The organism is Diaphorobacter ruginosibacter (genome assembly GCF_014395975.1).
Taxonomy (GTDB): Bacteria; Pseudomonadota; Gammaproteobacteria; order Burkholderiales; family Burkholderiaceae_C; genus Diaphorobacter_A; species Diaphorobacter_A ruginosibacter.
Genome location: NZ_CP060714.1, coordinates 2,137,273 through 2,150,974, shown reverse-complemented (window position 1 = coordinate 2,150,974; position 13,702 = coordinate 2,137,273). Strand labels below are relative to the sequence as shown.

General features: G+C 59.2%; 8 protein-coding genes. 2 read left to right on the top strand and 6 right to left on the bottom strand.

Annotated features, from left to right (window positions below; all coding sequences use genetic code 11):
* Position 1: 1 nt before the first annotated feature.
* The 6 genes from H9K76_RS09765 to H9K76_RS09740 form a co-directional block, all read right to left on the bottom strand.
* Positions 2-529: an RNA polymerase sigma factor gene (locus H9K76_RS09765; protein WP_187599922.1), complete on the bottom strand. Its 528-nt coding sequence runs from the start codon at positions 527-529 to the stop codon at positions 2-4.
* Between the two features lie 20 nt (positions 530-549).
* Positions 550-945 carry a COG4315 family predicted lipoprotein gene (locus tag H9K76_RS09760; RefSeq protein WP_187599921.1) on the bottom strand — a complete coding sequence of 132 codons (396 nt, stop codon included), beginning with the start codon at positions 943-945 and terminating at the stop codon, positions 550-552.
* 210 nt (positions 946-1,155) lie between these two features.
* The gene (locus H9K76_RS09755) at positions 1,156-3,156 is read right to left on the bottom strand and encodes an autotransporter outer membrane beta-barrel domain-containing protein (RefSeq protein WP_187599919.1); all 2,001 of its coding nucleotides are present in this window, start codon (positions 3,154-3,156) and stop codon (positions 1,156-1,158) included.
* A gap of 793 nt (positions 3,157-3,949) precedes the next feature.
* Positions 3,950-5,149, bottom strand: a complete 1,200-nt coding sequence (locus H9K76_RS09750; RefSeq protein WP_187600564.1) for an IPTL-CTERM sorting domain-containing protein — start codon at positions 5,147-5,149, stop codon at positions 3,950-3,952.
* A 146-nt stretch (positions 5,150-5,295) separates the two neighbouring features.
* Positions 5,296-7,434 (bottom strand): IPTL-CTERM sorting domain-containing protein, encoded by a 2,139-nt coding sequence (locus tag H9K76_RS09745; protein WP_187599917.1) that lies wholly within the window; start codon positions 7,432-7,434, stop codon positions 5,296-5,298.
* A gap of 520 nt (positions 7,435-7,954) precedes the next feature.
* Positions 7,955-10,246, bottom strand: a complete 2,292-nt coding sequence (locus H9K76_RS09740; protein WP_187599915.1) for a hypothetical protein — start codon at positions 10,244-10,246, stop codon at positions 7,955-7,957.
* A gap of 766 nt (positions 10,247-11,012) precedes the next feature.
* Between H9K76_RS09740 and H9K76_RS09735 the strand changes: the two genes are divergently transcribed.
* Both H9K76_RS09735 and H9K76_RS09730 read left to right on the top strand, forming a co-directional pair.
* The gene (locus H9K76_RS09735; protein WP_187599914.1) at positions 11,013-11,855 is read left to right on the top strand and encodes a response regulator transcription factor; all 843 of its coding nucleotides are present in this window, start codon (positions 11,013-11,015) and stop codon (positions 11,853-11,855) included.
* Between the two features lie 164 nt (positions 11,856-12,019).
* Entirely contained in the window at positions 12,020-13,675 is a 1,656-nt protein-coding gene (locus H9K76_RS09730) for a sensor histidine kinase (RefSeq protein ID WP_187599913.1), read from the top strand.
* Positions 13,676-13,702 lie beyond the last annotated feature (27 nt).

Here is a 13,702-nt window from a genome sequence, read left to right as displayed (position 1 = left end):
TTCATTTGACCACCTTGAGCGAAGCACCGCGCACCGCATCACCTTCCATCAGGCAGCGCAGTTGCTCGCGGGCACGAGCCAGGCGCGACATGACCGTGCCCACCGGAACGCCCAGCATTTCCGCGGCCTCCGCATAGCTGAACTGCTCCATGCCGACCAGCAGCAGCACCTCGCGGGCAGCGGGAGTGAGCAGCGCCAGCGCGCGCTCCAGATCGAGCCTGAGACCCATTTGGGGCGTGGGGTCGTGCCCCATGTCCAGTACGTCGTCCAGGTCGACGGTCTGTGCACGACCTGTCTGCCGCCATTGGTTGGCATACAGGTTGTGCATCAGTGTGAGCAGCCAGCTGCGCAACGCCTTGTGCTCGTCGGCATCCGTGCCCGCTGCCGGCGCTCGCCACAGCGACCACTTCTGGCAGGCACGCTCCAGCGTATCCTGCACCAGGTCATCAGCACGCGCGGCATCCCCCACCAGCGCCCGCGCATAGCGGCGCAGGCGCGGAATATGGGATATGACGGAATCAGCCTTCACCAGGGATCACTCAGCCGAACTCAGGGCTTGGCAGCATGCCACGCATTGTTGAGGAAACCGTCGCCTGTCTTGTCGCCCGGCTTGGCGTCCTTGACCCAGTAGTACAGCGGGCGGCCCTTGTAGGCCCATTGCGCGCTGCCGTCATCGCGCGTGATGACGCTCCAGTCGGCAGCGGCAACCGCACCCTTCTGCGCCGCAAGCGGCGGCCAGTTCGCGGCGCAGCCGCCATTGCAGACGCTCTTGCCCGAACCGGCAGCATCCTTGTCGAACACGTACAGCGTCATCTGGTTGGGTCCGACCAGCACACCATCCATGGTGGTGGCCGGAGCCTTGGCAGCGCCCGAAGGAGCGGACGACATTGCGCACGCGGCGAGCAAGGTCGAGGAAAGAAGAGCCAGGGAAGTCATGCGGAACATAGGTGCTTTCGTTGAGTTGACCTACGGTAAACAGCCACGGACCGCAATTTATTCCATGGGAAGCATTATTTTTTTCGGGATTCTTTTCCTGGCAGGCGCTGCTCGAAGCGATAAGCCCAGGCACAAGCTGGCCCCATGGCCGACACCTCTATTCTGCGCGATCCCCGCGTACCCGCAAGGCGCGCAGGGATCGGCACGTCACGTCCATGGTCAGGCCCGGGCCTGCTGGCGCCGGCGGCCGACGAATGCCGCGGCGGCCATCATCAGGCCCGCAAGCGCGCCCAGCCCTCCGGCGCCCAGCGCGGGAACCGGCACGGCGTTGCCCGAACCCGGAGTACCTCCGCCGTCGCCGGGGCCACCGCTGCCGCTCCTGGTCAAGTTGTTGGACATGGTCAGCGTCTGCAAACCTCCCACGGGCATGGCCGTACCCGAAGGACCGTAGGTGGCAGCACTCCACTGGTAGCCCGTCACCGCGGGCATCGGGGAGCCTTGCACGACGGAACACTGGCTGCCCGCCGCCACAGTGACCGGAGCCGAGTTGCCCACGTTGTTGGTCACGGTGATGTTGCCGCTGTACTGGTAGCTGGGCGTCGTGCAGTTCAGCGTGAAGGGAATGCTGCCGGTGAATGCCGGAGCGCCGCCGGAGGGTGTCACCGTCTGCTGGATGACGATCTGCCCCGGTGCCTCGGTGGCCTGCAGGTACCAGTTGCCGTTGCCCGCCTTCACCAGCTGGTACTGGAATCCGCCTTGCGTGATGGGCCCGCCATCGAGCACGAAGGTGCCTGCGCCGCTGGCACCGGCCGCATCCACGACGAGAATGCCGTCGCAGCCACTGGTTGCCGCTCCGGGCCCGCTCGCATTGGTGATCTTCAGCCGGGTCTCGCCCGTGATGGCTCCGGTGATGACCAGCTTGTCGCTGGCGCTGCCGCAGGCCCCCAGCACCGTGTCGAGCAGCACCGCGCCACCGCCGCTCCAGCTGCTGGCCCTGGCGATGTCGCTGGTGCTCTGGCCGCTGTCCGTCAGTTGCAAGGTGCCATTGGCCCCCAAGGTCACCTGGTTCAGGGTCTGGCTCGTGCCCCCCTGCATCAGGGTTCCGCCAGCCACCGTGAACGATTGGGCGTTGCTCAGGACATCGTTTGTCGGCAGCACCAGGGTTCCCGCGTTCACCTCGACCGGTCCGGTAAAGGCCTGCTGGTTGATGGGGTGGTCAATGGTTGGAGCGCAACCGCTTTCCGCAGGAAACGCTGGCAAGGCAGGCACCTGCGCCATCGTGGTTGTTCCTGACTCCTGCACCAGCCGGCCCACGCCCTTGAGTGGAACATCGAAACTGAGATTGCTGCCAGTATGGTTGAAGTGCAGCGCGCTGGTGGGGGTTGTCAACTGGATGTGGGAAGCCTGGATGCTGCCCGGAGCCGAGGGAGTGGCGGTTTCCGATCCGTAGTAGATCTGCCCTGTTCCATCCACATCGATGGGGCCGATGCCGTAGGTTTCGTATGTGAGCGGGATACCCCCGCTATCCCACCCCTGGAAGTTCCAGATTTGCGCAGCGCCAACCTTGACCGAAGCCTGATCGGCAGTCACCAACACTCCGTCATTGCCGATCTGAATTTTCCCGATGTGGTGGTCGTGAACATTACTTTGCAGGTTCAGTGATGGATCTTCACCCATGATGTAGTGGCCGCTCACCAGAAGATCTGCATCACCACCGCTCATCCTGACCAGCCCCACCCCCGAGCCGCCAATCTGCAATGGTGCAGGTGCGGGCGCGGCATTCAGACAAGCAGCGGACGTGGCCCCGTTGCTTACCGACACCTTGCCTGCACCCAATACGTCCAGCGTGCCTCGCCCGCTTCCAGACCCCACAACCAACCCATTGGAGAATTGCGCAATATTGCGCGCACCGGCAGCCGGGTCGTGCATGCTGACAACACCCACGCCGCCGTCTTTGCCAATGAAGCCACGCGTCAAGGCTGGGGTGGCAGAGACGGTTGGATTGGCGTCAGACCCATCGGCAGCTCCCAGCTTGCCGCCATGAAGAATGTCGACCTTCCCCGTTCCGCCGCCAACGCCCACGGCAAGTGTGGGAATGCCATCGACGATGTCTGATGCGCTTGCCGGGGGGTACGCATAGATCAGCCCGGCACCATCCAGGTTCAGCGTACCGTTGCCTCCGGCGCCTTGGCCAATCAGGCCACTGCGCTGTGATTGCACAAATCCAACCAGATTGGGATCGTTTCCGGAAATGGGATCGGAGGCAATCCCCGTACCTCTGACAGTCAGGACACCCGTACCTTCGGTTCCAACCCCAAGTCCCCCCATATTCACAAAGACCCGTGGATATGTCTGGGGGTTCAGCGGAGGAGTCATCAAATCAATGTCAGTCGTCCCGGTTCCTCCTGCATCACCGATACGGAACAATGGAGCCAGAGCGCCCGCAGGCGCGCTGAATGTGATATTCAAGAGACTCTCAGCAGGGTTAACTGCCATGCCAAGGCTGCCATTGGCACCGCTGCCCGAGCCCACCAGCAATTCATCAGCGAAATCCAGCCAGTTGGTGGCCCCCAACGCCTCCAACAGCGGAGGGGTACCCGCACCATTGATGTAGACCGAGCTACTGAACCCTGTTCCAGAATGGGCTGGGTTCCAATTACCTGAATCTCCAAAATTCGATGAATTGGCACCGGTCCATGTAATGGCAGCATGTCCACTGCCTGCAAGCACCATCCCCAATGCAATCGCCAATGTGTTCCTTCTGAAGGAAGCCCTTTCTTCACGCCGCAAGGAAGAATGCTTCGGTGAATACATGGAGGACAGACTCAACAGCATGGTTCTGCTTTCGTAGACGGAACAAATAGGAAACCCAACACATCGCAACCTGGCGCCTCGTCAAGGCAATCCCTTCGGGACTTTTCCGGCGGCGATACAAACCTCAGTCAAAGCACCCAGGTGCTGCCCGGTTGATCGGTCCTGACGTCAGGCCAACCGACCGAGCAGCCCTGCTCCATCAGATTCCGCTAGAGCGACGCAGACGCAGCGCAGCGAAACCGGCCAGCGCCACGGACAGCAGGATCAAGGCCCACTCGCCCAGCGTCGGAACGGGATTCGCGGTTCCGGCAACCGGCCCGGCGACGGTGTTGCTATCGCTTGCACTGTTGTTGGCGGAGTTGGGATCGACGGTTCCTGCGGGAGGTGTCACCGACGCCGTGTTCGCCAGCGTTCCTGTCGCCGTGGACGAAACCGTCGCGGTCAGCGTGTAGGTCACGCTGGCACCCGCAGGCAGTGTCACCGTATCGTTGATGTTGCCGGTGCCGCTCGCGGTACAGGAAGCACCCGAGGCTGCCGTGCAAGTCCATGCCGCGCCAGTGAGCGCTGCCGGCAGGGTGTCCGCGACTGTCGCTCCGGTGGCGGTGTCAGGGCCCGCGTTGCTGGCAACAATCGTATAGGTCACCTTGTCGCCCGGCTTGACGGTGGTTGCACCATCGGACTTCGTGATGGAGAGATCCGCCTGCGGAAGCGGGCAGAACTTGTCCAGCGCATCGTTGGGGGTGATGTCCGCAACGGAAATATCATCGATGTAGAAGTCGTTGCCACCGGTGACTGCAGACCTGTTGGTCAGTGCCAACCTGGCCGGAACACCTGCTCCAGATGCCTTGCAGTCGACGGGAACGGTGAACTCATAGGTGGACTCGAACCAATCTTGCGTGACCGTGCTCGGCAGGTCTCCCGATTCCACCAGCGTGGCATTGGTGGTGGGATTACGCACTTGCAGCGACCAGGAGATTGGGTTGGTGGACCCGGCTCCGCCGTTGCCATTGACCACATACCGCCAGGCAGTGATGCGATAGCTGTGCCCCGGCTGCACCTGGAAATCGCGCACATAGAACTCGTTCAAGGCTGGACCGGCGTTCAGCACCATCAAGGCACCGCCACCCGTGTGATCCGATGGCAGGTCGGCCCAATAAGCATCGCCGGTCGACGTAGTCACGTTCGTCGGCGGCATGATTGTGTAGTGCCCGTCGGGAACGGCACCGGTTGCTTTGTAGGTGAAATTGCCGCTAGGCACGTAGCTGTTGTTAACACGTCCTGTAGCGGTTCCGAAGTCTTCCGTAAAAACCTGCGCATGGGCGGATGCGCCATACGCCAAGAGAAGAAGCACTGCTGCATTGCAGGCAGCTGTTTTGAACAAAGATTGCCCTGGTTTCATTTTTGAATTCCTAATGTCAACTAGCAAGAAATATGCGACGCGCCCACACGTACCTGTTTTTTTGTTGCAAACCCGAAGCGATGTCTCGAACACCCTCGCGCCACATGGGTTCGCGAGGGTGTGAGCAGCCAGTCAGCCTCCTGGCGTCACTGAAGAGCGTTGCGGCGGCGGAGGCCCATCACGCCCAACAAGGCAGAGAGCAGTCCCAAGGCCCAGGCACCCAAGGTAGGCACCGGCTGCGCCACTGGTTGCAGCGCGGTTACCTGCACCGACTGGTTGACCTGCTCGGCAGCGGTGAAATAGGTGTCGCCGTTCTGTCCTGCAGCGATCGTGCAGGTGCCACTGCCCAGCACTTGTACCGACGTACCCGAGACGGTGCACACCCCCGGTGTCAGGCTGCTATAAGCAACTGGAAGGCCGGAGGATGCCGTTGCAACAGGAGCGATCGTGAAGGTTCCGCCGATCACGACAGACTGGGCCGCTTGGGTCTGCGCCGGGAAGTTGACGGTCTGACCGCTTTGTACGACGACGTCTTGCGTCTGCTGGGCCGCAGCGTTGAAGGCCACGGCGCCGACCGTGCCGCCTGGCTGGTTCGCCGCAATCGTGCAAACACCTCCGGTCAACGGCGTCACGGTGGTACCCGAAACCGTGCACACGCCGGGGGTCAGGCTGCTGTAGCTCACTGGCAAGCCGGAGCTCGCCGTGGCCAGCGGAGCGATGGAGAAGCCGCCGTCAGCCACATTCTTGGGCGTTGTCTGGGCGGGGAACACAATGCTTTGGTCCGGCGGTGCATCGATCTGCATGCTTTGTTGGACAGGTGTGGCGGCCTTCACCTGATAGGTGATGCCATTGATGACCTGCTGGCCCGCGGCAGCATTGGCTTCGATCGTGCATGTACCCGAGACCGCGGGGGTCACCAGTGTCACCGCACCGGAAGCTGGATCCACCGTACACACCGATGTGGTCAAGCCCGTGTATGTCACGGGAAGGCCGGCGGTGCTGGTGGTCGGCGGTGTCGGGCTCCAGGCCACGGAAGCACCATTGATCGCCGAGTACACCGCGGGCTCGGGTGCCACAAAGTTGATGACCTGTGTGGTGGGATCCAGTTCCTTCAGCCGGGCAATGCCGCGGCGCGCCATGCCGGCCACGCTGGTGAACTTGCCGCCCATGTACACCGTACCGTCGCTGTTGGGCAGCACGGCCCATACCCACGCATTGGAGCTGTAGGAGGTATCGAATTCGGTATCCACCGTACCGTCGGCGTTGAAACGCGCAATTCCCTGGCGCGTTGCGTCGGTTCCGATCACGGCACCGGAGCTCACGTCGCGCTGGCCCGTCTGTGTGAAGCTGCCACCGACGACGATCTTTTCTTCGCCGCCCACTGTCTGAAGGGCAACGGCCGCACCCCAGTCATTGATGAATGGATTGAAGCTGCTGTCCGGCGTGCCATTGGTGTTCAGGCGAACCACGCCGCGATGGACTTCTCCCGCAAAGTTGAGAGGCCCCCCGTTGGCAACGATCTTGCCGTCCGACTGGATCGCAAGCTGGTAGACAGGGAACAAGCCACCATACGAGCCATTGATGACACTGTTATCCCCCCCATTTGGAACGAAGGTAGTGTCAAGCGAGCCGTCGGCGTTCAATCGCGCAATACCGCGAATGACCGTACCCTGAATGCTAGTGAAGGAGCCAGAGATCACGACCTTGCCATCGGCCTGCAACTTCACGTCTTCGATGTTGCCGTTGGAGCCGGTTCCCACGTTGAAGCTGGTATCCAGCGTGCCATTGGCATTCAGGCGCGCAATGCGATTGATGGGCGTGCCGTCGATGGCCGTGAAATAGCCTCCGATGACGATCTTGCCGTCAGGTTGCACTGCGATGCCGCGCACATTGTGATTGGACTTCACCTTGCCTGCGGGTGCATTCTGGAAGGTGGAGTCCAAGGTACCGTCCGCGTTCAAGCGCGCAATGCCCCAGATGCTTGTAGCCGTGGTGCTGCCTGTGGGCCGAACCGAATGGAACTGGCCACCAATCAGAATCTTGCCGTCTGCCTGGATCGCAAGGGCCTTCACGAACTCGTCGGTAGCCACCTTGAACGTCGTGTCCAGCGAGTCATCCGCATTGAAGCGTGCAACGCCCTGGTAACCCGCCTGGCCTTCCACTGTGTTGAACAACCCGCCGATCACCACACGGTTGCTGCCATCCTTGACCATCACCATGGTTTCAAGGTTGCTTCCCCCGTTCTTGGCAAAGTCGTCGGGTACATAGACGGCTGCATTTGCCATTCCTACCCGCAGGCCCACGCCAACAATGCAGCGGGCAACGCCTTGAGAGCTCTTGACCTGCCATGCCGCTCACGCTTAGCACGATCGCCCGTGACTACCTTCACATCAGACAAATTTGCCATATCCAAACCTTAGAGTGCTGCTCCACGTGCTCTCGCTCACCGGCGTCGCACATGAAGCCAAGACGGGAATACTTCCAAGGGGATTTGTACATACGTTACAAACCTCCCTTCTTTGTCTTTTTTCTTCGTCGTTTGGATTTTTCCAATTGCCCCTAAAATTTCATCAAAAGTGTTTTCAACGCAACACTTAGTAAAAAACTATTGATACAGCCTTTTTATTTAACTATTTCCAATTTTAGATACGTGCAAACCCAAGAAATCCATCTCTTATTTCATGATCTAAGAAATCTAAAAAACAAATGAAAAGAGCCGACATGCAAATAAGCATCTGTCGGCTCCCCTGGGAGTCAGTCATCCCGGACACCTCGGCCTCCCTTCCGAGGTCTCCCTTCCCGCTCTTACTTCGAGCGCTGGCGGCGGCGCAGTGCCACGGCTCCCATGCCCGCGCTCAGCAGACCAAGCAGGCTCAGCCCCGCCATGTCCAGGACAGGAACCGGCGCTGCGGCGACAACAACCGCCCCTGTCAACACGATGTTGCGTGTCACCTGCTCTGCTGCGATGTACTCTGCATTGCCTGGCTGGTTCGCAGCGATCGTGCATGTACCCGCCTGCTTGGGAGTCACCGTACCGCCCGAAACCGTGCAGATCGTCGGGGTCAAGCTGGTGTAAGTCACGGGCAGACCGGAGTTCGCGGTGGCTGCGGGTGCGATGGCGAACGGACCATCGGCTACATCATGACCCTCCTGATCGAGGAAGGTAATCTCCTGATCCTTCAGCAACGTGATCTGCATGCTGCGCTGAACGGCAGGAGCTGCGTCGACGTTGTACGTGTCCGAGCCAATTACCCGCGTTCCTGCCGCCGCATTCGCCTCGATGGTGCAGGTGCCGGCAACAGCAGGACTCACCAGGGTCACGGCGCCCGTCGTGGCATTCACCGTGCACACCGAAGTCGTGAGGCTGGTGTATGTCACAGGCAGGCCCGCGGTGCTGAGCAAGGGTGGGACCGGGTTCCAGGTCACCGCAGGCCCATTGGTTGCCGAGTACACGCCGGGGTTGGGCTGGCGGAAGTTGATGACCTGCTTGGTGGGATCCACTGGAGGCGGTTCCTGGCATTTGGCGACCACTGTGAAGTCCGCAATGGCACCCAGTGCGCATAGGCCACTGGAGCAGTCATTGGTGAACTGGCCGCCATCGAGCACCAGGCCAATGGTGTTCTCTCCAACCTCGAAGCCTGGAATGGCTGCAGTGGTGTAGCTCGTGAAGCCACCATAGCCGTCCGGCAGGAGATGCTTGAATGGCTGATACATCGGCTTGCCTGCAGGCTGCACGAACACGCTGTCCCCAGTGTCGTCAAAGCCGAAGCGGCCCTTGAGCTTGATGCTGTCCAGATCAACAGTGTCACCCACCGTGATGGGCTGATTCATTGTGAAGACTGCACCGTAATATCCGAACTTGGTCATGCCGCTCGCGGCAGGATAAGGCACGCCAGGGAGGTCGCCCGTACCCGGGCTTGTGGTGCCGGGACTGATCCAGCGGGCAGCCGTCTGCTGACCGGCCGGGAGTGCATTTGGATTGAAGTAGCTGCGGTACTGGTAACTGTCGAACAGTGGCTGCTCGACCTGCTCAAGCACGCGGGGCGTGGGAGTGCTGGTGCGCCAGGTCCACTTCCAGTCACGCGCATTGGTGGTGAACGGGCCGATTTCAAACTCGTCACCCGGCAGCTTCCCGGCGGGACAGCTCAGCGCAGTGGTTGCCGGAGTGGGTGCCGGCGGCAACTCAGGCAGGCAGTCCGCGGTGATCTGGAAATCTGCGAGCAACCCGGTGGGATTGCCGGCACTGTTGGTGGGGGCCCGCCCCGTGTTCTCCACAGCAAAGCCGATGGTGTTGTCTCCGTAATAGAAACCCATTCCGGTGCTGGCGCCGTTCACATTGATAAGAGAAGGCGAACCATAACCACCAAAGGAAGCGGAGGTACGAATCCAGTTGGTGACCGATGCATCGGGCGTTGCGTCAGGCTTTACAAGCAACAACGTCCCGTCGTCAAATCCACCCGAACCAATCAACTTGATGCTCGACAGATCAACATTCGGAGCAATGGTGATTTTCTCGTTGTAGGTAAAGGAGACTCTTCGGGCCACCAGCGCGCCGTTGGCAACCACGCCATCGGTGATGACGGCGGGATAGGTCCCCGTGCCCGTGTTTCCTGCAGCCGAGTCGGGATACTCCGCGTCACCGAACGACAACCAATCGCCCTGTACAGGCTGTCCAGCGAGAGCGCCTGCACTGGCAGGATGCTTGGCCGTGGCCTTCTTGAACCAGCCGCGCCACGCGTAGTCGTCCACGATGGCTGCCGGTGCACCTGTCGGTGCGCTGACGTAGCGTGCGTCCGTGGACCACGTAGCCTTGGCCGTACTGATTCTCAGCGGTGTACTGCCTGGGCCACAAGTGAGTTGAGCAGCCTGCGCACCCTCGACTGCGCACAAAGCCAGCAGCGCAGCCGGCACCACCCTCAAAACACTTGGCAGGCGGTTCCGCCCGCGCGCCTCTCGCCCATCCATTGTCACTTTCATCCGAGACACATTTGCCATTTTCCAAACCTCAGGTTGCTGCTCCACATGCCGACTCGCGCCGATGCCAGCACACAGGCAAAGACAGAAATATTTCCAGCGAGATTTGTACAGATGTTGCAAATCTTCTTTATTTGCATTTTTTAAAAATCATTTGAATTAATGCAATCGACGAAGAAAATCAATAATTTGCACGGTGCGATAGGCCGTAAAACCACTCTTGCTGCCAATCATAGGTAGCGCTGGCGCGCTTTAATCCGAGCCAAACCAACTCCAGAGATAAAACAGAATAATTTTCACAAAGTGCACCCAATGGAGGAATAGTCGCCCGGAAAGCAACCAACTTTGATTAATTCATTTTTTCTTTGGTTTTATCCAGAATTCATTCCAGTTCCAACGGCAGATCAGTGATGCTCCACAAAGTGCCGGCATTCCTCTCGACAAGAATTTAAGGTGCGTCGACTCGGGTGCCCTTTTGTACAACATGGATAAACCGTTGCAATTTCGCAACAATTAATTTTTAAACCACAGATGAAGCGAAAAAACCAAAATCAAAACAATAAAAACAAAATAACATTTCAACTACCAACCAACATATCTAGATAAATAAAATTCATCATGATGCACCAGTACTTGTCGTTAGTATCGAAATGTTCTTGATAGCCTAGAGTCGACCCACAAAGAATCAACAACTTAGCGCGCCCCTCATGCCAGAGTCCTGGCGGACAGCCTCTCTTGCGGGCTTGTTCGCAGGTGTTGAGTCCCCCCTGTCAAGCTGCTGGGGGATGCCCGGCGTGGAAAGCAGGCAGCCTGTATGCGCTTCCTCAAAGCCTTCTTGGATATGTGACAATTCATCACCGCCGAGAGCGCGTTAGGGGCAAAAGAACATATGAACAACGGTGAAGTTCAGTCGCCACACATATTGATAGTGGATGACGATCCGGATCAGCTTCGTCTATTAGTGACGGCCCTGCGCAATACCTCATATCGGGTGAGCGTGGCACTGAATGGCGATCAGGGATATGCACGGGCCACCGTATTACTGCCCGATTTGATTCTGCTGGATGTCCGCATGCCCGGACGCAGTGGCATTACGATTGCCCGTTTGTTGAAGGCAAATCCCATTACCCAGCACATCCCCATTCTCTTTCTTTCCGCCATGACGGACAAAAACGAGCGACTGGAAGGGTTGAGAGCGGGTGGCGTAGATTACATCAGCAAGCCCTTTCATGTCGAGGAAATACTTGAGAGAGCACGTATTCACCTGGAGCTTTCCACAAGAAAGAATTCATCAGCCACAAAAACTGCAGATGAAGGCGACTCCCAGGATAATGATGCAGCCACAACAGGTCCATCTCCTGCCAACTCTACCTTGAAGCAAGTGGCGGTGGAATTCATATTGCACCATATCCATGACCCTTCATTGAAAAGCTCGGATGTCGCAGCGCATCTCGGAATATCGCTGCGCCGGCTGAATATGGTTTTCGAGGCCTTCAATGGCATCTCGGCATTCGAGTTCATCCGTCAGGAGCGCATGCACAGGGCCGCATTGATGCTGGGCCAGAGCACGTTGAGCATCGCCGATGTCGCGATGGAAGTCGGCTACTCCAACCCCGCCAACTTTTCCACCGAGTTCAAGAAGTTCTGGGAAAAGTCGCCGACGCAGCTACGCAGCGAGTACCAGGCAAACCCTGAAATCCTGAAGCAGCTGATTACCACCAGGTTCAAGTAAGCGTCTGCTACGCAAAGAGCGGGGCATGGGGTGATGAATATTTCTGACCTAACCCGCAAAGAGCTGTCGCCTGTTGCTTCCCTCTGCCATTTCGTGCATGCCAAAGGCATTCGCAGCGCTGCACATCTCTCCCCCTATCTCATCCATCCCGTGAGGCATCCGCAATGCATCTGAACCTGGCCACCGCCGCCGTCTTCAGCGCATTGGTCGAGTTCGCCCTTTTCATCGGCATGCTGGTCTTGTGGAGCAGGGAGAAAGTACGCTACCTCATTTACTGGAGTTTGGGATTCCTGGCATTCGGAATCGGCTCCCTGTTGATTGCCTTGCGGGGCAGGATTCCAGACGTTCTTACCATCCTCACGGCCAATATCAGTACCACGCTGAGTTCCGTCCTGTTCTATATCGGAATCTGCCTGTTCTTCAAGCGACGAAGATCGTGGCTGCCCTGGATGCTGGTAATGCTGTGCCTGGAAGCCGCAGGGCTGGCCTACTACACCTACCTCGCATATGACACCTCGGCGCGCGTGTATGTGTACAGCAGCGCGCAGATTCTGATCATGTGCATGACCTTTCAAACCCTGGTTGCAACAGCCCGGGAGCGGAACAAGGCGGTCAATCCGGAAGTTGTTGTCGTCACGCTGCTGTTCCTCGTATTCCATTGCGCACGAATCGCTGGCACCCCGTTTTTTCCCGTGCCGCAGGATTTTCTGGCGTCAGGCAACTTCCAGACCATGCTGGCCTTTGGCATCATGCTGATCCACATTGACTACGCGTTTGCATTCAGCAATATGCATGCGTCGTCCCTGAGCGCCAATCTATACGCAGCCCTTACCGATGCGAAGAACAAGGAACGCCAGAAAGTGGAAGTGCTGGGCTACATCAGCCACGACCTGCGCGCGCCACTGGCAACGATCAGCGGTTATTCCAAGCTCCTGCTCGCCGATGCACCGCTGGAACAGCGCAACCTGTTGCAGACCATCGAGCGCAGCGTCAAGTACCAGCTTGACCTGATCGACGAGCTGCTCGAGTACGCCAAGTCCGAGCTGCAGCCGCTGGCCATCAAACCCGCCATCACCGACCTGCACCGGCTGCTCGACGACATCTCGGACTACGCCATTGCTCTGTGTTCACAGCACGACAACCGCTTTCGCTGCTGCACTTCCACCCGCATGCCTCGTCATATCGGCCTCGATGGGAAGCGCCTCCAACAGGTCCTGCTGAACCTGCTTTCCAATGCCGCCAAGTTCACGCGCGGCGGCACCGTGACCTTGTCCGTCACGGCGCGACCCGACGGAAATACGTGCGCCCTGCACTTCGCCGTCAGCGATACGGGAATAGGCATCGATCTGAACCAGGACGTCGACATCTTCGGGGCGTTCCAGCAGATACAGGCCGCAAGCGGTAGCACCGGCCTGGGTCTGTTCATCGCGCAGCGCATTCTCTCGGCCATGGGAAGCAGCCTTGGCGTGGCCAGCACCCCCGGCCAGGGCACCACATTCTCGTTTGTGTTGTCTGTCGCGGTCATCGATACATCCAATGCCAGCTGGCCCCGCATAGCACCAACACGAGCAAGGGTCACCAGCCGCACGCCCCCATCCACCCTTCTCCGCGATGCAATCCCTTCAGCGTCGGCCCTGGACGAGCTCGCCAACCTGGCACTTCACGGCCGCCTCACCGATATCGAGGCCTGGATCGAGCTCCACGCCAACGAAGCGGCACTCGCGCCCTTTCTTGCACAGGTTCGAGATCTGCTGGACCAATTCGACTTCCCGGCAATCCACGCACTCGCCTTGCACCAAAGGAACCGCTCGGGCACCTGAATTGCTTCATGTGCAGCCCGAAAGCGA